The organism is Pseudoalteromonas sp. 2CM39R, assembly GCF_023161845.1.
Window position 1 is genome coordinate 379,421 of sequence record NZ_JALNTM010000004.1, and the last position, 19,522, is coordinate 398,942.

Consider the following 19,522-nt stretch of genomic DNA (forward strand, 5'->3'; position numbering starts at 1 on the left):
TTTAAGGTGAGTTTCTGTAATTATTTTTTTATATAATTGTTATAAAGCTTATCCAAAGCTCCTTCGGTGGTGAGCGATGGATCTTTACTTATAAAGTGTTTAACCGTTCGGGTTACAAAATCTGAGTTTTGCTTATGTAATTTTGAAAAATCTTTAATCAATGTATTACCATCTTTTGCGGCTGTGACTTTATCATGGCGATGTCTGTATTGGCTCAATGCCTTATTAAAATCACCTTGATAGTCTTCCACTAAAATTTTATAGAAATCACTTTTTTGTACCTTTAAAACATTAATGCAATAATTAAGCGCTTCTTTAAAGTCGTAAAATACAGTGCCTTCTACATCAAACTCTTTGGTTTTTTCACGCACTGTGACACGTGCTTCTTCAGTGGCATAACTAAACCCCGTAAAAGCGAGTCGCTCAGCCGCTTCTTTACCGAGTTTCATACCCGCTTGAATACTATGAGCAAATTCATCACTCATGTCAGCGAGCTCGTTTTCTTCCCACATGTTATAAACGCGCAAAGGCTTTGCATACTTATTAGATAACTTCTTTTTAAGTTTGCTAAATCGCTCATCAATGGTCATTAATCGCTCATTGTGAAGTAATGCATGGCATTCATAACAAGCTGCAATGGCAACAAAGTCAGCTTCTTCACCTAGATCAATAATACTTTGTAGCATATGCAATGGCGGGCAATGATCGCGCTCTGTTGCCTCACAGCCGCAATAAAAACATTGGTTAAAATGCTGTTGCTCACACGCATAAGCTTGCTGGTAGTAACTTGCTAACGTTTTATTCACAATTGCGCTCCAAAAATATAAAATGCCACAAATTTAGGGCGCGATAATAACAGCCTGAAAAAATATTTCAGTAGGAAAACGCTAAAGTGTGTCAAAAATAAATTATTTATGAACAACTTTTCATACACCTACAAAATTGCACGATTTATATACACATCTTCTTACAGCTTACCCCATTCAGTTAACAACATTTCAGCTACATTAAGCAATACTTAAGTTGCATATAAACAAAGAGGCAAATAATATGATTTCTTTCAAAGCAACTCTATATTCAACTGTATTATTGGGCGCAGCAACATTAACAGCACCTGTAATGGCGGCCACTTTTGTTGCCGCTGATTCATCACCCGGTACCCAAGCTTGCATGGCCGTTGCATCTAACAAAAGACTGACACTGCTCAGAACAATGAAAGATCTACGTATAGATAAACATGTAATTAGCAAAAAATTACTCTGTAATGATTTATCAGTAGGTGACTTTGTAACGCTGTATGATTTAAATAAATCAGCACAATTTTTAAATATTGAAGCATCTACTAGTACGTCAATAAGAGATTTAGCAAAAGTAAATAAACCGCTTGTAGTTATTATGGCGGGATCTAAATAACCTGAGTTCTAATTAAAAAATCGTGAGTTTTAAATGCGTTTAATTTACTCGAGTCAAACACGTTAAGCAGGATCTAATTACCTGCTTAACGTGTATTTATTATTAAATAAGCGCTGCCAACAAACCAAATAAGCCACCAAATACCCCACCCCACACAACGAGCCAGCCTAAGTGTTCGCGGATCATGGTTTGAATTATTTCTTTTACCATTTTAGGGGTGAGTTCATCTAAGCGTTCATCCACTAACTTAAGAACCGTATTATGTAGGTTTTGCGCGTTATTCCCTTGGGTTAACATATCGCTTAATAGCGTTTTAAAATCGTCGGTGTCGCTTATTTGCACCAGCGATAATTGCATTTTTTCAATAAACTTTTCTCGCATTGGCTCAACGGCTTCAGTGCCACCAAACATTGCAAGCATGCTACCAAATTGTGATTGCTCAATAACCACTAACAAATTATCGAATGCAGGGTTTAAATCTACTTTATAAATTACCGATTCAAAATCAATCGTTGGCTGTGCCTTACTTAGAAGCTTGTCTATTTTATGCTCAGAAAAGAACTCCGTAAGTATTAAATTTCTTATAGCCACTTTAAAGCTTTCAAACTTAAGCGCAATTACACCTGATCCATATAAAAACGGTACTTTTTCAAACAGCATATGAATAGCGAGTAAATTTGTAACCGCACCAGAGAGTGCAAATAAACCCACCGAAAGTACAATGGCTTGATCAAATACAAAACCAATAACAACACAACACGCTGCTAATAAGTTAGTGATAAAACTTTTATTCATTTTTATTCCATTTCAGTGATTTGTATCAGAAATTGATAGTCTTAATTTTACACCGATTAATTTGTTTATTTAATCTCTTTTTGCCATAGTTTATTTATAGGTTTAAAAGGTGACTATTGTTATGTGGAAAACAATCAATCAACAGATCAGCCAAGCTATCCATTACGATTTTAAACACACCCATAAACGTCAGTTGCAAAATACATCCACCGATAAGTTGTTTCACTTAAGCGATGGCAAGCACAATTACTTAGTTAAAATTGCGCAAAAACATGAACTAGAACGCTTTGAGGCTCAAGCTCAAGGTTTAAAACAGCTTACTCAAAACAGTGTATTTATGGTGCCAGACTGCATTACAACTGGGGCCAATATAGAATTCGCCTTTATTGTATTAGAGTGGCTTGCACTTGACGAGCTTCCCCATACCCATTGGTCAGCTATGGGGGAGCATCTTGCTATGTTACATCAAAAACACCAGCAAGCGATGTTTGGTTTTGACACCGACAATTATTTAAGCTCAACACCTCAACCTAATCAGTGGCATAAAAAATGGGATGTATTTTTTGCAGAAGAACGTATTGGTTGGCAATTACAGCTATTAGCTGAAAAAGGCATTGCACTTGCAGACCCCGAGCAACTGATAAATTTAGTAAAAGAGCAACTGCATAATCATCATGTTTTACCCTCACTAATACATGGCGATTTTTGGCGCGGTAATATGGGCTTTGTAAACAACATTCCGACCTTATTTGACCCTGCCTGCTATTACGGAGATCGGGAGGTCGATATTGCTATGAGTGAGCTTTATGCCCCCCTCCCTGAAGAGTTTTATAGTACCTACAATCACCAATATCCTTTAGCTCAGGGTTATGAGCAACGTAAGCTTGTTTACCAGCTTTACCCTATTTTAAACAACGCCAACATTTATGCGGGGCATTATCTAAATCAGGCTAAAGACCACGTTGATAAACTAATTAAACTAAAATAAATGTAGTAAACAAAATATAAGCACTATAATTATTATTAGCTCGTTGTGTGCTACCCACGTAAAAAAACTTAGTTTTTATGAGGTGTTATTATGAAAGACTTTTTATCACAACGTATCGCCTGCCCACATTGTGGACACCATATTCATTTAGATCTCGATGCCAGTATGGGCGACCAAGACTACTATGAAGAATGCAGTGCCTGTTGTAACCTTATACACTTGAACATGCATATAGATTATGCAAGTAATAAGTTAGAGTTACATGTGGACAGCGATGACGAACAAATATTTTAACTATGTTGGCGCATGTAGTTTTCAACGGTGTTTATAATAGTGTAGGTTTGCTGGTCGACTTCAATATTGAACTCATCACCCACAACGGCTTCACCTAAATTAGTTATATCGAGTGTTTCTGGAATTAAATGCAACCAAAAGCCAAACTCATCAATATTACCCACCGTTAAACTTGCACCATTAACAGATACAAATCCTTTGTATAGCACATATTTTTGCCATTTTTGTGGCAGGCTGAGCTGTATTTTGTAGTTGTTTTCTAACTTCACTATTTGCGCAATTTTTGCGGTGCAATGTATATGTCCAGATACAATATGCCCACCCAACTCAGTACCAAATGACACTGAACGCTCGTAATTAACTAAACTACCCAATTCCAGTTGCCCAAGATTAGTTAGCTGCAGAGTTTCGTCAATAACATCAAAATGCACTTGAGCAACCACATCATGATTACTTAGCTCTACTTTCACAACAGTCAAACAGCAACCATTTATAGCGATGCTGGCACCTAAGTCTAAATGCTTCACGTATTGCTCATTAACAGAAACTACCAAGCGTAATACGCCCTGTGCATGGGTTTTAGAAACTACCGTTGCTTGAGTTTGAATAATACCGGTAAACATAAAAATCGCTTCTATTTCTAACAAAGTGCTAGTTTAACGTATCAAAAGACAAAATCATTCACTTAATAGCACTTATTCATGGTTATTTTCACCACCAAGATGAATTAAATACAAACACCGACCACCAGCATAGCTTGGCAGATCACAATAGATTACAATGCGACTATGTTTTTCTGAATAGCTGTTTTTTATGACTTTTTGTAGTTGGGAAGCCAAACGTTTACTTTCTCTTGCCGTTCCCGTTTTTTTAGCACAAGTAACTTTAGTATTAATGTCTGTGGTTGACACCATTATGGCAGGTCAAGTGAGTCCGACCGATTTAGCAGCCTTATCAATTGCTACGGGGATATGGAACCCAATTTTATTAGCAATACAAGGGATTTTATTAGCATTAACGGGCGTAATTGCACAATTCGCTGGTGCTAAAGATCGTAACGGCATCAGCCATTATTTTCAGCAAGCCCTTTATTTAACACTCCTTTTAAGTATTGCTGGTTTTAGTGCAGCGCAGCTTGCCAATACTGTTATTTTACAGCTAGATACCACCCCTGCAATTGCTGGACTTGCTTTTGACTACATTCATTTTGTTAAATGGGGTGTATTTGGCTTTTTAATTTTTACCGTTTATAGAAATATGACTGAAGGCATGGGGATGACCAAGCCTGCATTTTATATTAGCCTACTGGGGCTTGCGGTAAACATTCCACTCAATTATATTTTTATCAATGGCTTATTTGGCCTACCAGCATTTGGCGGAGCGGGTTGTGGTATTGCTACCGCACTCGTATTTACTGTTATGGCCATTGCGCAGGTGACTTATTGCCAGCTCAGCAAAAAAGTAGACGCCAAAGGCTTATTAGCGGGCTTTGAAAAACCTAACTTTAAAACCATAGGTATTATTACCAAACTCGGTATTCCTATATCACTAGCCACTTTTTTTGAAGTAACCTTGTTTGCCTGTATACCTTTATTTATTGCGCACTTAGGTGCGGTGGCCGTATCTGGCCATCAAATTGCAGCCAGTGTTACGGCATTATTATTTATGATGCCTCTTAGCCTCTCAATTGCAATTAGCATACGAATTGGTAATTTATTTGGGCAAAATCATTTAGATCAATTAAAAGTAGCCGTGTCTACAAGTTATATTTTAGCGGCAATTATCGCTCTATTTATTGCTTTTATTACTTTTATAGGTCGCGATGTGATTAGCGAGCTTTATAGCGATAGCCCTGCGGTACTCGCACTTGCTTCATCAATTATGATTTTAGCCTGTATTTATCAACTTCCTGATGCATTACAAGTGGCTGCAAATGGTATATTAAGAGGGTTAAAGCATACCGCGCCTATTTCTTATATCACTTTTATCTCTTATTGGTTAATCGGCTTTAGTTTAGGCTACGTATTAGCAAGAACAGACTTAATAGTGCCAGCAATGGGCCCTCACGGTTTTTGGATAGGTATTATCGTTGGATTATCAGTTGCAGCTGTACTACTGATGCTGACAGTGCATAGGCGATTTAAACGTGAACCATTTATTCTCTCTTAATCAATCAATAACTACCACACTGCCACTTAAATGGTTACTGGCAGTGTGTTGTATCTTACTTTTTGGCTGCTCAGAGCAGCCCAGTGAAGCAAATAAAACCTATTTGTCTCGCTTAAGTAATACTTTGCAAGTTCCTAAAAAAAACACAAACTCACTACAACAACTTACTTTAATTGAGCCTGTTGAAGCTTTACAGCCAGCAATTAAAATTGGCATAACTGAACTTGCTGGTATTAGCCAATGTAAACTGAACGTTTTAATAAGCGAGCATAATAATCAGTTAGGTAAAACAGCCACCGCTGCTAGTCAGTTGAAGTACCAAATAGATTTTATTCAAAGCGCGCAAAACTGTTTAAATAGCTTGGATAAACAAAGCAAGATTTACAACAAAATTGCTGCGGCAAAAACTCAAAAACAAGCTCAGCTCACTCAGTTTTTCAACAATATGTTATTTAGTGAACCCGAGCTCAACAGCAGTTGGCAACTAACCGGCCAAGAGCTCAGCACTCAACCGGCTGGGTTTAGCGACACAGTTGAGGGGCTTAAAAAGCTAACTACCATAAAACAGCTAATAGAAAACCAAAATAGTATGGCAATAAACAGTGATGATATTTTGTCAGCGCTTGAGCCGCTTAACAGATACGAGTTTAACCAACAACTTATTCAAGCCGCGCGTGAACAAATTAGCTTAAATCATGCGGCAACCCAGTTTGTAAATACTTTAACGCTTGAAGATATATGCCCAAAGGGTAAAAACAAGCAGCAAGCTAAAATTGTCAGTAATATATTCAATAAATATTATTTGAAACAAATTCAGCCTTATCAAGCGCAGCTTAGTGGTTATTTAGAAACATTGCAGCCGCTGTATGTGCAGCTGTGGTTTAATCAAGCAATAAGCAGTGAAGAAGTAAATGCCCTACTTGACCCAAACGCAAAAAACTTACTTACTCAGCTAAAATCGTCAGCAAAAGAGCATGTTGTATGGTGGCAAAAATTTTATAAAACGTGTGAAATCAGCCCAATATGAATAAAAAAACGGCAAATAAACTCAAATAGCATAAACATGCTTGATTCACTCCCCATCACGCTATATATTAGCGACCGTTGTTAAGCAATTAACAATTCTTAAATACATGCAGTACGACTGTAGCTCAGTTGGGCGAGATTGGACCGAAGCGAAGCTTCGCAGCCGAACGAGGTGGAGGCAGGACGCCGACAGGATGAAGCTTCATGGATGAATTAAAAAGTATGTAAACTTATAGTACGACTGTAGCTCAGTTGGTTAGAGCACTACCTTGACATGGTAGGGGTCGGTGGTTCGAATCCACTCAGTCGTACCAAAATTAGTGAATATTGTATTTAAAGTACGTTGAAGGAAACAGCACTACCTACTCTTGATCACCCGGTCCAGAGGTATGTGGTTTGAATCCACTCAGTCGTACCAAATATACTTTACCCCTAAAAGTATATTTAATTTAAGAATTTAAAATTGTACGACTGTAGCTCAGTTGGTTAGAGCACTACCTTGACATGGTAGGGGTCGGTGGTTCGAATCCACTCAGTCGTACCAATTCAAAAACATCTCAAGAAAAAGCACTACCTACTCTTAATCACCCGCTCCAAAGGTCGTTGGTTCGAATCCACTCAGTCGTACCAATTCAAAAACACCTAAAGAAAAAGCACTACCTACTCTTAATCACCCAGTCCAGAGGTCAGTGGTTCGAATCCACTCAGTCGTACCAATTCAAAAAAAGAACGTAGGTCGGTTAAGTAGCGAAGCGAAGCCAGCCATCTCACCCGACATTGGGTAACATCCATTTAATCACCCTGCAAAGCCAGTATTTATTGCTTGATAATTCATGCTATGTTAACAAATAGACTATCTTTTAAATTAATACATCAAAAGCACGCTAAGAAAGGATTTAACTATGAAGTTTGTTACGCTCATTTTACTAGCCTTACTTGGCTTTTCAGTTGAAGAAGCTCATGCAAAAACGGTGGTTAAAGTAGGTGGCTATGAGTTCCCTCCTTATATAGAAATTGTTGACGGGCGTGCTTCTGGTCTTACCATTGAATTAATAAGCGAGCTCAATAAAATACAGTCTTCTTATCATTTTGAATTAGTACTAACCACGCCTATTCGTCGCTTTAAGGATTACCAAAAAGGCCTATTCGATTCGGTTTTTTTTGAGAACCCGAACTGGGGGTGGCAACAAGGGAATAATGTAATTAGTAACTCCCCTGTTATAGCCATAGATACAGAAGTATTTATTGCTTTAAAGCAATTTGCAAAATCTCAAGCCTGGTTTGAAAACTTAGAAGATAAAACCTTGGTGGGTATTTTAGGCTACCATTATCCGTTAGCTAATTACGAAAGTAGCCCCTCAGTTCTTGAAAACGAATATAAAATGACTTTATTAAGCAGCCATAAAAGAAGTATTGAATTAGTATTAAAAAAACGCAGCGATTGCGCTATTGTTACTCGCTCTTACCTAAATCAATACTTTAGCAAGCATCCAAAAAGCAAGCGTTTGCTACTTGTGTCTGAGCGAGTTGCACAAACCTATAATCATCAGTTATTACTCCGCCCAAACCACACGCTAGATATAAGCACCTTGTATAAATGGGTAAAGCAAGCACTCACACAAGGCAATATTGCAGATAGGCTAAAGCAACTTGGGCTTCAACAATCCCCTCTAGCTACACCTTTACTGCTCACTAGCCAAACAAATACTGCTAATTAATGACAGTAACTAGAAAACTTACTATTTTCATCATTTGTCGCAAACTCAACTAATGTCATTAGCAAATCACTGTGCTTATGCGTAAACCCAGTATTAGAAAGACGCTTTTCTAAATAGGCGGTAAAGTTTTTTCGCTGCTGGTGTTGGCTTTGTAACTTAATTAAAAGCTCTGACTGTTTTTGGTTAATTAATCGTGTCTCGTATATCGGGTCTTCATCTGGCCAATTCTCTACTGGAGAGCCCTTTTGTTGAAACACAAAATCACTCAACGAGCGTTCTATTTTATTATAATCATGTTCCCCTAGCAGTTTTTCTATCTCTTTTAGTAAACTTGAGTACAACACCCGAGGAAAAAGCTTATAAAAATCATGATTTTTGAAAGACTCACCAGAGGGCGTTTGCTGCCAATTTTCAAAGCTTGCTCGTAAAGCATGTACTAATATACGCCCTACATAATGGCTTTTTTGAAACGAAACGCCTTGCGACTCTAATCTCGATAAAACATGGTTTAACCGTTGCTTTAAACTACGTACTTCTAGTTGTAGTTCGCTTTTTTGAGTCTCTAGTAATTGTATTTCGTCAGCACTTGTTGTTATTTTTTGTTCTAACTTATTTATTTTAACTTGTGCACCATGAAACAAATCACGTGTATCTTTGAGCTCGGCCAATACACTGGCATTTTGTAATTTTATAGGCGAATTACCATCGCCTTTATAGGTTATGGTCTGTTTACTGTTTTTTAATGCTTCGTTTAACGCGCGCTCTAATTTACTGTCTATTACTTGACCAGACTTACTGCCTTTAAGCAACGTGGTTAGAGTTAAAGAAATATGCTTTTGATACCAATTTTGGATGTGCTCACACTGCACATCAGATAAATTAGCAAATGGATTATCTTCACTTATTGGCTTATTAGCCATAAAAGTTCCCTCTAGTAAAAACACCTTTAATTATCATACCAACTCAATTGAAATGGTGATTTATTACAGCACCTAGAAATAGAGTAATATGAAAATTATTTATATAGTTGTTCTATTTAATACGATTGAATGTTCATGTTATTAATAAGATAAGTACTAAATCGTATTTAAGTTAAATTACTTGTATTCGCATGTTAATAGTTATCGCTTTTTAAGGCTATATTTAATTGTATGAATACTAAAAGAACCTTACCATTTAAGTTGTTTATTCCAGATAACACACTAAACTTAACTGTACACATAAAAATGCATTATCCTTATGAGAATATTTTTAGTCGCTACCTTATTTATTTCACTTTTTGCTTACGCAGATCCTGCGCCAGTAACTTACACAGTTAATGATAAAAATATCACTCTTCCTGGCGAAAAATACAAAAGCGGTTACGGTTATAATTTAGAGGCTGATACCGTCCTTCGTTTAGTCACTCTCAACTGGCCTCCCTACATAGACGATAACTTATGCAATAAAGGCTGGCTATACCAGCTCACAGTTAGCATGCTGGTAAAGCGTGGTTATGGCGTTCATATTGAATTTTATCCTTGGGCGCGTGCAGTTCGCGAAGCAGAGCTAGGCAAAGCCGATATATTATTTCCTGAGTACTATATTGACGACGATGTCATATCCGAAAATATTCTAACAAAAACACGAAATCAGTTATTGGCGCTATCAGAACCTATTCCAGGCGGCGATTTATCATTTGTTGCGCTAAAGGATCATACTATTGACTACGATGGCAGCATTAACTCTGTAAAAAACCGAGTGATGGGCGTCGTTCGTTCATACAAGAATAGTGCTAAACTCGATGAACTTATTGATCAAGGTGAAATAAAAACCATTGTGGCAAACAGTGAATATCAGCTTATTCACTTGCTATTAAACGGTCGTGTTGAGCTTATTGTTGCTGACTTAGAAGTACTTAAAGCCAGCGTTTATAAGTCACTTTTATCAAATAGAGATAAAAAAAGGATGCTAAATGCGCTCGTTGCATTAATGCCAAGCATTGAGTACAAAAATCTATATTATTCTGTAACTAAAAGTGCACCACAATGGCAATCTATTTTGGAAGATATAAATACTGAAATTGCGAATATGCATGCAAACAATGAGTTTGATAGCTTTATAAAAAATAAAAAACAACAGTGTTATAACCTTGGATAATTAACGATTTATTTTAAACTACATGATAACTATAAAGCTGATGCTCCCAAAGCCATCAGCTATTATATAATGTTTAAAAATCAAATGGCGCTCTTACCCAGCCTTCCATTAAAACACGCGCGCTGCGGCTCATACTGGCTTTGCTAACCTGCCATTGGCCATTTGTAACCACCGCCTCTGCTCCCACTTTTAATGTGCCCGAAGGGTGACCAAAGTTAACTTCATTAATAGCACCACCACCGGCGGCTAAATTAACTAATGTTCCTTCAACTGCCGCAGCAGTACCAATAGCGACAGCGGCAGTGCCCATCATTGCATGATGTAACTTACCCATTGACATAGCACGGACTAACAAATCGATATCACTTGCATTAACCTGCTTACCACTTGAGGATATATAATCATGTGGAGCAGCCACAAATGCCACTTTAGGTGTGTGTTGGCGTGCTTGTGCTTCATTAATATTATTAATTAAGCCCATTTTTACTGCCCCATGGGCACGAATGCTTTCAAGCATAGTTAACGCCGCATTATCGCTATTAATATCATCTTGCAGCTCTGTACCGGTGTAACCAATATCCGCTGCATTTACAAAAATAGTCGGAATACCTGCGTTGATCATGGTTGCTTTTAACGTGCCCACGCCTGGTACTTCTAAGTCATCTACCACATTGCCTGTTGGGAATAACGCGCCATCACCATCAGCAGGGTCAATAAATTCAAGCTTTACTTCAGCTGCAGGAAAGGTAACACCATCTAACTCAAAGTCACCGGTTTCTTGTACTTGAGCGTTGGTCATAGGTACATGCACTAAAATGCTTTTTTTAATGTTTGCCTGCCATACACGCACAATAGCAATGCCATTATCAGGAACTCTGCTTTTATCAACTAAACCATTGCTGATGGCAAACGCGCCTACAGCAGAGGTTAAATTACCGCAGTTACCGCTCCAATCTACAAACGCTTTATCAATCGCGACTTGACCAAATAAGTAATCAACATCGTGATCGGGTTGGGTGCTTTTACTCAAAATAACGGTTTTACTGGTGCTTGAGGTTGCGCCACCCATACCATCAGTTTGTTTACCATAAGGATCGGGACTACCAATAACGCGCAATAACAAGCTATCGCGCGCCTCACCTGCCACTTGGGCAGGCTCGGGTAAATCGGTTAAATTAAAAAACACGCCTTTACTGGTACCACCACGCATGTATGTCGCTGGCACTTTAATTTGTGGTTTAAACATAAATGTGCGTCCTTATGATGCTTGCGTAGCTTCTAAAAAGTCTTGCGCAAAGCGTTGTAACACACCGCCTGCAGCATAAATAGAAAGCTCTTCTTGCGTGTCTAATCGGCACTTCATTGGTACGTTTAATACCTCACCATTTTTACGTGTAATAACCAGTTCCACAGTTGCTCCTGGTGTTGGCTCACCCTTTACATCGTAGCTTTCGCTACCATCTAGGTTAAGTGTTTTACGCGTTGTGCCAGGCTTAAACTCAAGCGGCAAAACGCCCATACCAATTAAATTAGTACGATGAATACGTTCAAAGCCTTCAGCTGCAATAACCTGAACACCAGCAAGCCTTACGCCTTTTGCTGCCCAATCGCGAGACGAACCTTGACCATAGTCAGCACCGGCAACAATAATAAGCGGTTGCTTACGTTGCATGTAGGTTTCGATGGCTTCCCACATACGCGTGTTTTCACCTTCTGGCTCTATGCGCGCGTACGATCCTTGCTTCACTTCACCGTTTTCATCCAATACCATTTCGTTTAATAATTTAGGATTGGCAAACGTGGCGCGCTGCGCGGTTAAGTGATCGCCTCGGTGCGTTGCGTACGAGTTAAAATCTTCTTCTGGCACGTTCATTTTAGTTAAGTATTCACCTGCCGCGCTGCTTGCCATAATCGCATTAGAAGGTGATAAATGATCGGTGGTAATGTTATCGCCAAGTACAGCTAATGCACGCATACCACTCATACTGCGCTCACCTGCTAATGCCCCTTCCCAATAAGGAGGGCGACGAATATACGTACTTTCTGGGCGCCAATCGTATAATGGGTCGTTATCTTCGCCGTAATCAACGGTTAAGTTAAACATAGGCTCGTATACTTTTCTAAACTGCTCAGGCTTAACGCTTTGCTTGATCACTGCATCTATTTCTTCATCAGATGGCCATAAATCTTTTAAGGTTACATCGTTACCTTGCTGATCTTTACCGAGTATATCTTTTTCTATATCAAAACGAATGGTACCAGCAATAGCATAAGCAACCACAAGCGGTGGAGACGCTAAAAACGCTTGCTTTGCATACGGATGAATACGACCATCAAAGTTACGGTTACCCGAAAGCACCGCTGTTGCGTATAAATCGCGATCAATCACTTCTTGTTGAATTTTAGGGTCTAGTGCGCCACTCATACCGTTACAAGTGGTACAGGCAAAACCAACAATACCAAAACCAAGCTGTTCAAGCTCTGGTAATAAGTTTGCATCTTCAAGGTACGATTGCACTGCTTTAGAACCTGGTGCCAATGAGGTTTTAACCCAAGGTTTACGCATTAAACCTTTTGCATTGGCGTTACGCGCCAATAAACCTGCAGCAATTACATTGCGCGGGTTACTGGTATTAGTACAACTAGTAATAGCGGCAATAATACACGCGCCATCTGGCATTAAGCCCTCTTCGTTTTCAACAACGCCCGAAATACCTTCTTTAGCTAAATCGCTAGTTGATACACGACGATGAGGATTTGAAGGCCCTGCAATGTTGCGCCCTACACTTGATAAATCAAATTTAAGTACACGCTCGTAATGCGCTGTTTTTAAGCTATCGCTCCATAGCCCTGCTGTTTTAGCGTAATTTTCTACGAGTGCAATTTGCTCTTCATCACGGCCTGTTAAACGTAAGTAATCAATAGTTTTATCATCGATGTAAAACATAGCCGCGGTTGCGCCAAATTCTGGGGTCATGTTCGAAATGGTTGCTCTATCACCAAGGGTTAGTGCATCAGCACCTTCACCGTAAAACTCAAGGTAAGTCGATACCACACGTTGCTCGCGTAAAAATTCGGTAATAGCCAATACAATATCGGTTGCAGTAATGCCCGGTTGGCGTTTACCGGTAAGCTCTACGCCAACAATATCTGGCAAGCGAATGTACGATGCGCGCCCTAGCATTACGCTTTCTGCCTCAAGGCCGCCCACACCAACAGCAATAACACCTAATGCATCAACATGCGGTGTATGGCTGTCGGTACCTACTAAAGTGTCTGGGAACGCAATACCATCACGGTTTTGAATAACCGGCGACATTTTTTCAAGGTTAATTTGATGCATGATGCCATTGCCCGGCGGGATCACATCAATATTTTTAAACGCGGTTTTTGTCCAGTTTATAAAATGAAAACGATCATCGTTACGTCTATCTTCAATCGCGCGGTTTTTCTCAAATGCTTCAGGGTCAAAGCCTGCATGCTCTACCGCTAACGAGTGATCGACAATTAATTGTGTTGGCACAACCGGATTTACTTTTGCAGGATCGCCGCCTTTCGCAGCAATAGCGTCGCGCAGGCCAGCTAAATCAACTAGAGCGGTTTGCCCTAAAATATCGTGACATACAACGCGTGCCGGATACCATGGAAAATCTAAATCTTGTTTACGCTCAATAATTTGGCTAAGTGCATCGGTTAGCATATCGGGTTCACAGCGACGCACTAAGTTTTCGGCAAATACACGCGAACTGTAAGGCAGTGTGGCGTATGCGCCTGGTTTAATGGCATCTACCGCTGCTTGGGTATCGTAGTAATCTACATTTGAGCCTGGTAATGGCTTACGGTATTGGGTGTTATTAATAATGGTCATAATAAATTCGCTAATTTGGTGACGGGGTTAATCAAGACAGGCTTTAGATTTGAAGGTGTATTGTTTGCATAATTTACTAAAGCCGTAAAAGGTGAGTTGGTAACTCACCTTTGTATGGACTATATGTTTATCTTGATTCAATTGGCGTGTAGCTACGCGCATCTGGCCCTGTGTAATCGGCACTTGGGCGAATAATACGGTTATTTGCACGTTGCTCTTTTACGTGAGCTGTCCAACCGGTTACACGGCTCATTACGAAGATAGGCGTGAACAACTTAGTAGGAATACCCATAAAGTGGTACGCCGATGCATGGAAGAAATCGGCATTACAGAATAACTTCTTCTCACGCCACATAACTTCTTCGCAGCGAACAGACACTGGGTAAAGCACATCATCACCCACTTCTGCGGCTAATTTTTCAGACCACTTTTTAATAATAACATTACGTGGATCTGACTCGCGGTAAATAGCGTGGCCAAAGCCCATAATTTTATCTTTACGCTCAAGCATGCCCATTAGCGCGTCTTCAGCTTGATCAGCACTGCTAAAGCCTTCAATCATATCCATTGCCGCTTCATTAGCACCACCATGCAGTGGACCACGTAAGGTACCAATTGCACCAGTTACACAAGAATGGATATCTGAAAGCGTTGATGCACATACGCGACCGGTAAAGGTAGAAGCATTAAATTCATGCTCTGCGTACAAAATTAGTGATACATTCATCACTTGTGCAAATAATTCACTTGGCGCTTTATCGTGTAATAGCGTTAAAAAGTGTGCGCCTACTGAATCATCATCAGTTTGGGTTTCAATGCGAACACCGTCATGAGTAAAACGATACCAGTAACAAATAATACTTGGGAAAATTGCCACCATGCGGTCAATCGCATCGTTTGCTTCGCTAAAGTCATTTTCCATTTCAAGGTTACCTAGCATAGAACAACCAGTACGCATTACATCCATTGGGTGTGCGTCTTTAGGAATGTTCTCTAGCACTGTTTTTAGCGCCTCTGGTAAACCACGTAAGCTCTTAAGTTTAGCTTTGTACTCTGCCAGTTCGCTTGATGTTGGTAGCTCGCCGCGTGAAAGTAAAAACGACACTTCTTCAAACTGCGCTTTTTCAGCCAGTTCGCTAATGTCGTAACCACAGTAAGTTAAACCTGAGCCTGTTTGCCCTACTGTACATAATGCCGTTTGTCCTGCTACTTGGCCACGTAAGCCTGCGCCACCTAATGCTTTATCTACCATGATTTGTCTCCTGTTGAATTTTTTATTATTTGTCAGATTTTGCTGAAAAAAGGTTATCTAGCGTGTTTTCGTACGAGTGATAATCTAAAAAGTCGTAAAGCTCTGCACGCGTTTGCATGTTTTCAATTTGGCTTTGTTGTGAGCCTTCATTCAAAATAGCCGAGTACACATTAAGAGCCGCTTTATTCATAGCTCTAAATGCACTTAATGGATAAAGCACCATTTCTACACCCACATCGCTTAACTGCTCTTTGGTATAAATTGGGGTTTGGCCAAACTCAGTAATGTTGGCTAAAATCGGCACATTAATCGCTTTGCTAAATGCTTGGTAATCAGCAAGGTCATGAACGGCTTCTGCAAAAATGGCATCGGCCCCCGCCTCAACACAGGCTGCTGCACGGTCTATTGCTGCATTTAAGCCTTCTTTTTGAAATGCATCAGTACGCGCCATAATGTAAAAATCGCTATCGGTTTTAGCATCAACCGCGGCTTTAATACGATCTACCATTTCAGCTTGAGTAACTATTTCTTTATTAGGACGATGGCCACAACGCTTTTGCGCTACTTGGTCTTCAATATGAAAACCTGCAGCACCCGCTTTAGTCATTTCTTTAACGGTACGGGCAATATTAAACGCCCCGCCCCAACCTGTATCGGCATCAACTAATAATGGTAAATCGCTAGCGCCGGTAATACGGCGAATATCTTCAAGCACGTTATCAAGGCTAGTCATACCTAAATCTGGCATACCAAATGAGGCATTAGCCACACCTGCACCCGATAAGTAAATAGCCTGATGGCCCATTTTTTCAGCCATCATTGCGGTATACGCGTTAATAGTACCCACAACTTGTAACGGATGGTTATTTGCAATTGCCTGTTTAAACTTTAATCCTGCTGACATTACCTTCTCCTAACTTTGAACGGGGCTGCTCTTTGGCAGCTTAGTATTTTTTAATAATGTTACATCTGTACTAGTTTGCCATTTCATTTTGAGTGGCTTGTACTGATTGGTATCCATCAAATTTTGTTTGTATATTTGCTTGAGAAGCACTGATATGGCGCTTCATTAGCATTTCAGCGAGCTCACCATCATGATTTTCTATGGCGTTAATAATGGCTAAATGTTCGTCAAACGCTTTCGATACGCGTGGCCCAACCATACCCATTTGTACACGGTACATTCTTATTAACTGGTATAGGTCGTGGCATAACAAATGTATTAAATGAGCGTTTTTACTGCCTTTGATGATTCGATAATGAAAGTCTAAGTCGCCTGCTTCTTGATAGTACGACTCACCTTCTTTAACACGCTGAGTTTGCAAATGCTGATTAAGTAATTGTTTCAAGCTTTGTACTTCATCGGCTGCCATATTGTCGGCAGCTAATCTACATGCAAGTCCTTCAAGGGCACTGCGCACCTGATACACCTCAATTAAACGCTCTGCGGTTAATGCGACAACGCGACAACCTATATTGGCTTTGCGCTCAACTAAATAACAACTTTCTAAACGATTTAATGCCTCTCTGAGCGTTGCACGGCTTACACCATAACGCTTTGCCAGTTCTGGCTCTGATATTTTACTGCCTTGCGCAATACTGCCTTCTACTATCTCGCGACGCATATCTACAAACACTTTATCGGAAGCGGTTGTAACTGCGGTGTCGTTTAAAAAGTGCTGTGTCATAAGGTGTTTTTATATTGTCGACAATTTATGGGTTAACTATGTGCTTATTAGCTAACAGTGTCAACCCTAAAAGTGCTAAGGATGAGTAAAAAACCACCACATTGTCGACAGCGCTAGCCAAAAGTATAATAATCTTTAGTATTGAGTGCGATTTTAACAACAAGGTGTCGACACTTTCAAAGTGCTACTATTTCGACTTTAACACTGAAAATAATCGCTAAAAATGCTATTATCCGCCTTTAATTTTATTGTATGAGCCAAATCGTGGACGCTAACACTTATATCCCCAAGCAATTTATTGACGACGTAAAAACTTATCTGCCTGACCACCTTACGTTAGATGATTTTTTAAGTGCCTGTCGTCGACCTTTACGTAAGTCTGTTCGCGTTAATACATTAAAAATGAGTGTTGAAGAATTTAAACGCCATGCGGCTCAAAAAAATTGGCAACTCACTACTATTCCATGGTGCGATGAAGGTTTTTGGCTAGAGCGCCCAAATGATGAAGAGCAAAATTTAGCGCTGGGCAATACCGATTTACATTTAAGTGGCGCAATGTACGTACAAGAGGCAAGCTCAATGTTGCCGCCAATGGCACTAAAGCACAGCCTGCAAACTAGTAACACAGTACTCGATATGGCCTCTGCGCCAGGTTCTAAAACCTCACAACTAGCTGCACTAATGAACAATCAAGGTGTTTTGGTTGCAAATGAGCTGTCGTCATCGCGCTTAAAAGTACTCAGTGCCACGCTAAAGCGAATGGGGGTTGGTAATTGTGCGTTATCGCATTTTGATGGCGTGGTATTTGGTAATTACATGTTTGAATGCTTTGATAGTATATTGCTTGATGCGCCCTGTTCAGGTGAAGGCACAGTTCGTAAAGACAGCGATGCATTAAAAAATTGGTCTATCGAATCAAATGTTACTATTGCCCAAGTACAAAAAGATCTGATTAAAAGTGCATTTTACGCACTTAAACCTGGCGGTACATTGGTGTATTCAACCTGTACATTAACCCCTCTCGAAAACCAGCAAGTGTGTGATGCATTGCTAGAAGAATTTGGTGAGTACATTAAGCCAGAGCCTTTACATGATCTTTTCCCTGGCGCAGAAAAAGCCACTACAGACGAGGGTTACTTACATGTTTGGCCGCAAACCTTCGACAGCGAAGGCTTTTTTATTGCTAAATTTAAAAAACACAGCAGCTGCGAAAACCAAAATCTAAAAGTTAAAAAAGGCGCATTCCCTTTTAGTGACTTTGATAGTAAACAGCAAAGTGCGTTTATGAGCTCCCTCAAAAAGCAATTTGGTTTAACGAGTCTACCAGGCACATTAATGCAGCGTGACAAAGAGCTTTGGCTGTTCCCAGATGAGTTTGAAGCAATACAAAACAAAATTAAATATGCTCGATTAGGTATTCAGGTAGGCGTTATTCATAAAAACGGCGTGCGCCTCGCCCATGAATTTGCCACCGTATTTGGTAAACAATGTAAATGCAATGTACTGGAACTAACCAATCAACAGGCCAGTGATTACTTTAATGGCAAAGACATTCGTTTGGATGAGGTTGTTAAGGCAACTGGCGAAGTGATCCTGACCTTATGTGGTTGCCCTATTGGTTTAGGAAAGTGGCAAAAAAATAAGGTTAAAAACTCACTACCTAGAGATTTGGTGCAAAATACGCAGTTAATAAACTGGGAGTAAACCCTAACTTAAATGTAACAAAGGTGTGCATAACAAATGTAACCCACTGTAATTATTGCAGTATAAAAAACGAACAAAAATGTGTATTTTTGAAGCTTTTGACTATACTTAAATAACTTTCTTCTTCTCCCTAAGAATCTGAAAGTGTCTTTAGTTAGCGCAGGGCTCACATGTGAGCCCCTCTATAACCCAGAGTTCCTTATAGCTCTGGGTCTTTTTTTGTCTAGACAAAAGTTAACGGGCTTCGGGGATCGGGTTACGAGCTTAATCACTCAACCAGCCCTATATTACAATAAGAACTTAGTGATTTATTTACCAAAGAGGGTATGAGCACACAGAGAAAGTAATTAAAGACAAAGATTAAAGAACTGTTGTTAGTTATTAGATTTCCAAAATTGAAGCTTTTTCTCCGTATAGTGCGAAGCGCCTCGGTATTCTCTGTGGTTCAAAAAAAGGTTAAAGTTCCAA

17 protein-coding genes and 2 tRNA genes are annotated in these 19,522 nt (G+C 39.6%); 10 read left to right on the plus strand and 9 right to left on the minus strand.

The features are described 5' to 3' along the window. Positions 1–20: 20 nt before the first annotated feature. A complete protein-coding gene (locus MTF66_RS12070) occupies positions 21–806 on the minus strand; it encodes a hypothetical protein (protein ID WP_008110111.1) in 786 nt (261 codons plus the stop codon). Positions 807–1,050: 244 nt separating this feature from the next. On the opposite strand from MTF66_RS12070, the gene MTF66_RS12075 reads away from it, so the two are divergent. Beyond that, positions 1,051–1,413, plus strand: a complete 363-nt coding sequence (locus tag MTF66_RS12075; RefSeq protein ID WP_036984821.1) for a DUF3718 domain-containing protein — start codon at positions 1,051–1,053, stop codon at positions 1,411–1,413. 102 nt (positions 1,414–1,515) lie between these two features. Here the strand turns inward: MTF66_RS12075 and MTF66_RS12080 are convergent, their stop codons facing one another. After that, a complete protein-coding gene (locus MTF66_RS12080; protein ID WP_138620966.1) occupies positions 1,516–2,208 on the minus strand; it encodes a DUF445 domain-containing protein in 693 nt (230 codons plus the stop codon). 121 nt (positions 2,209–2,329) lie between these two features. Here MTF66_RS12080 and MTF66_RS12085 point away from each other — a divergent pair, with 121 nt between their 5' ends. Continuing rightward, positions 2,330–3,196 carry a fructosamine kinase family protein gene (locus MTF66_RS12085; protein ID WP_055011826.1) on the plus strand — a complete coding sequence of 289 codons (867 nt, stop codon included), beginning with the start codon at positions 2,330–2,332 and terminating at the stop codon, positions 3,194–3,196. A 90-nt stretch (positions 3,197–3,286) separates the two neighbouring features. Next, complete coding sequence (locus tag MTF66_RS12090) at positions 3,287–3,490, plus strand: CPXCG motif-containing cysteine-rich protein (RefSeq protein ID WP_008110120.1); 204 nt, start codon at positions 3,287–3,289, stop codon at positions 3,488–3,490. Here MTF66_RS12090 and MTF66_RS12095 read toward each other — a convergent pair. Beyond that, positions 3,487–4,113, minus strand: coding sequence for a riboflavin synthase (locus tag MTF66_RS12095; RefSeq protein ID WP_054200746.1), 627 nt, complete (start codon positions 4,111–4,113; stop codon positions 3,487–3,489). The two genes, MTF66_RS12090 and MTF66_RS12095, sit on opposite strands and share 4 nt — an antisense overlap. Before the next feature lie 190 nt (positions 4,114–4,303). Here MTF66_RS12095 and MTF66_RS12100 point away from each other — a divergent pair, with 190 nt between their 5' ends. The 5 genes from MTF66_RS12100 to MTF66_RS12120 all read left to right on the plus strand — a co-directional run bounded on the left by MTF66_RS12100 (position 4,304) and on the right by MTF66_RS12120 (position 8,403). Further along, on the plus strand, positions 4,304–5,659 hold the full coding sequence (locus MTF66_RS12100; RefSeq protein WP_054200745.1) for an MATE family efflux transporter: 1,356 nt from the start codon (positions 4,304–4,306) through the stop codon (positions 5,657–5,659). Further along, positions 5,637–6,686, plus strand: coding sequence for a DUF3080 family protein (locus MTF66_RS12105; RefSeq protein WP_138620964.1), 1,050 nt, complete (start codon positions 5,637–5,639; stop codon positions 6,684–6,686). Before MTF66_RS12100 ends, MTF66_RS12105 begins: the two co-directional genes overlap by 23 nt. A 236-nt stretch (positions 6,687–6,922) precedes the next feature. Continuing rightward, positions 6,923–6,999, plus strand: a tRNA-Val gene (locus MTF66_RS12110). A gap of 153 nt (positions 7,000–7,152) precedes the next feature. After that, a tRNA-Val gene (locus MTF66_RS12115) sits at positions 7,153–7,229 on the plus strand. Positions 7,230–7,587: 358 nt separating this feature from the next. Further along, complete coding sequence (locus MTF66_RS12120) at positions 7,588–8,403, plus strand: amino acid ABC transporter substrate-binding protein (protein WP_138620962.1); 816 nt, start codon at positions 7,588–7,590, stop codon at positions 8,401–8,403. Here MTF66_RS12120 and MTF66_RS12125 read toward each other — a convergent pair. Next, positions 8,400–9,323 (minus strand): hypothetical protein, encoded by a 924-nt coding sequence (locus MTF66_RS12125; protein ID WP_138620960.1) that lies wholly within the window; start codon positions 9,321–9,323, stop codon positions 8,400–8,402. The genes MTF66_RS12120 and MTF66_RS12125 overlap by 4 nt on opposite strands. A 319-nt stretch (positions 9,324–9,642) precedes the next feature. On the opposite strand from MTF66_RS12125, the gene MTF66_RS12130 reads away from it, so the two are divergent. After that, on the plus strand, positions 9,643–10,542 hold the full coding sequence (locus MTF66_RS12130) for an ABC transporter substrate-binding protein (RefSeq protein WP_109874789.1): 900 nt from the start codon (positions 9,643–9,645) through the stop codon (positions 10,540–10,542). A 73-nt stretch (positions 10,543–10,615) separates the two neighbouring features. Here MTF66_RS12130 and prpF read toward each other — a convergent pair whose 3' ends face one another. From prpF to MTF66_RS12155, 5 genes are all read right to left on the minus strand, one after another. Beyond that, positions 10,616–11,788, minus strand: a complete 1,173-nt coding sequence (prpF, locus tag MTF66_RS12135) for a 2-methylaconitate cis-trans isomerase PrpF (protein WP_138620958.1) — start codon at positions 11,786–11,788, stop codon at positions 10,616–10,618. 12 nt (positions 11,789–11,800) lie between these two features. Next, positions 11,801–14,410, minus strand: a complete 2,610-nt coding sequence (acnD, locus tag MTF66_RS12140) for a Fe/S-dependent 2-methylisocitrate dehydratase AcnD (RefSeq protein ID WP_138620956.1) — start codon at positions 14,408–14,410, stop codon at positions 11,801–11,803. A 127-nt stretch (positions 14,411–14,537) separates the two neighbouring features. Beyond that, positions 14,538–15,662: a 2-methylcitrate synthase gene (prpC, locus tag MTF66_RS12145; protein ID WP_138620954.1), complete on the minus strand. Its 1,125-nt coding sequence runs from the start codon at positions 15,660–15,662 to the stop codon at positions 14,538–14,540. 25 nt (positions 15,663–15,687) lie between these two features. Beyond that, entirely contained in the window at positions 15,688–16,566 is an 879-nt protein-coding gene (gene prpB / locus MTF66_RS12150) for a methylisocitrate lyase (protein ID WP_008109898.1), read from the minus strand. A 70-nt stretch (positions 16,567–16,636) separates the two neighbouring features. After that, positions 16,637–17,350 (minus strand): GntR family transcriptional regulator, encoded by a 714-nt coding sequence (locus tag MTF66_RS12155; protein WP_010389679.1) that lies wholly within the window; start codon positions 17,348–17,350, stop codon positions 16,637–16,639. Positions 17,351–17,614: 264 nt separating this feature from the next. Here MTF66_RS12155 and rsmF point away from each other — a divergent pair, with 264 nt between their 5' ends. After that, positions 17,615–19,054 carry a 16S rRNA (cytosine(1407)-C(5))-methyltransferase RsmF gene (gene rsmF / locus MTF66_RS12160; protein WP_138621161.1) on the plus strand — a complete coding sequence of 480 codons (1,440 nt, stop codon included), beginning with the start codon at positions 17,615–17,617 and terminating at the stop codon, positions 19,052–19,054. The last annotated feature ends 468 nt before the right edge of the window (positions 19,055–19,522 follow it).

What these genes read in the sequence shown, in the direction of transcription:
- MTF66_RS12085 (WP_055011826.1), top strand. Translation starts at nt 2,330, where the DNA reads ATGTGGAAAACAATCAATCAACAGATCAGCCAAGCTATCCATTACGAT.
- MTF66_RS12130 (WP_109874789.1), top strand. Translation starts at nt 9,643, where the DNA reads ATGAGAATATTTTTAGTCGCTACCTTATTTATTTCACTTTTTGCTTAC.
- MTF66_RS12090 (WP_008110120.1), top strand. Translation starts at nt 3,287, where the DNA reads ATGAAAGACTTTTTATCACAACGTATCGCCTGCCCACATTGTGGACAC.
- MTF66_RS12125 (WP_138620960.1), bottom strand. Translation starts at nt 9,323, where the DNA reads ATGGCTAATAAGCCAATAAGTGAAGATAATCCATTTGCTAATTTATCT.
- MTF66_RS12155 (WP_010389679.1), bottom strand. Translation starts at nt 17,350, where the DNA reads ATGACACAGCACTTTTTAAACGACACCGCAGTTACAACCGCTTCCGAT.
- acnD (WP_138620956.1), bottom strand. Translation starts at nt 14,410, where the DNA reads ATGACCATTATTAATAACACCCAATACCGTAAGCCATTACCAGGCTCA.
- MTF66_RS12075 (WP_036984821.1), top strand. Translation starts at nt 1,051, where the DNA reads ATGATTTCTTTCAAAGCAACTCTATATTCAACTGTATTATTGGGCGCA.
- MTF66_RS12100 (WP_054200745.1), top strand. Translation starts at nt 4,304, where the DNA reads ATGACTTTTTGTAGTTGGGAAGCCAAACGTTTACTTTCTCTTGCCGTT.
- MTF66_RS12095 (WP_054200746.1), bottom strand. Translation starts at nt 4,113, where the DNA reads ATGTTTACCGGTATTATTCAAACTCAAGCAACGGTAGTTTCTAAAACC.
- prpC (WP_138620954.1), bottom strand. Translation starts at nt 15,662, where the DNA reads ATGGTAGATAAAGCATTAGGTGGCGCAGGCTTACGTGGCCAAGTAGCA.
- MTF66_RS12120 (WP_138620962.1), top strand. Translation starts at nt 7,588, where the DNA reads ATGAAGTTTGTTACGCTCATTTTACTAGCCTTACTTGGCTTTTCAGTT.
- prpF (WP_138620958.1), bottom strand. Translation starts at nt 11,788, where the DNA reads ATGTTTAAACCACAAATTAAAGTGCCAGCGACATACATGCGTGGTGGT.
- MTF66_RS12080 (WP_138620966.1), bottom strand. Translation starts at nt 2,208, where the DNA reads ATGAATAAAAGTTTTATCACTAACTTATTAGCAGCGTGTTGTGTTGTT.
- prpB (WP_008109898.1), bottom strand. Translation starts at nt 16,566, where the DNA reads ATGTCAGCAGGATTAAAGTTTAAACAGGCAATTGCAAATAACCATCCG.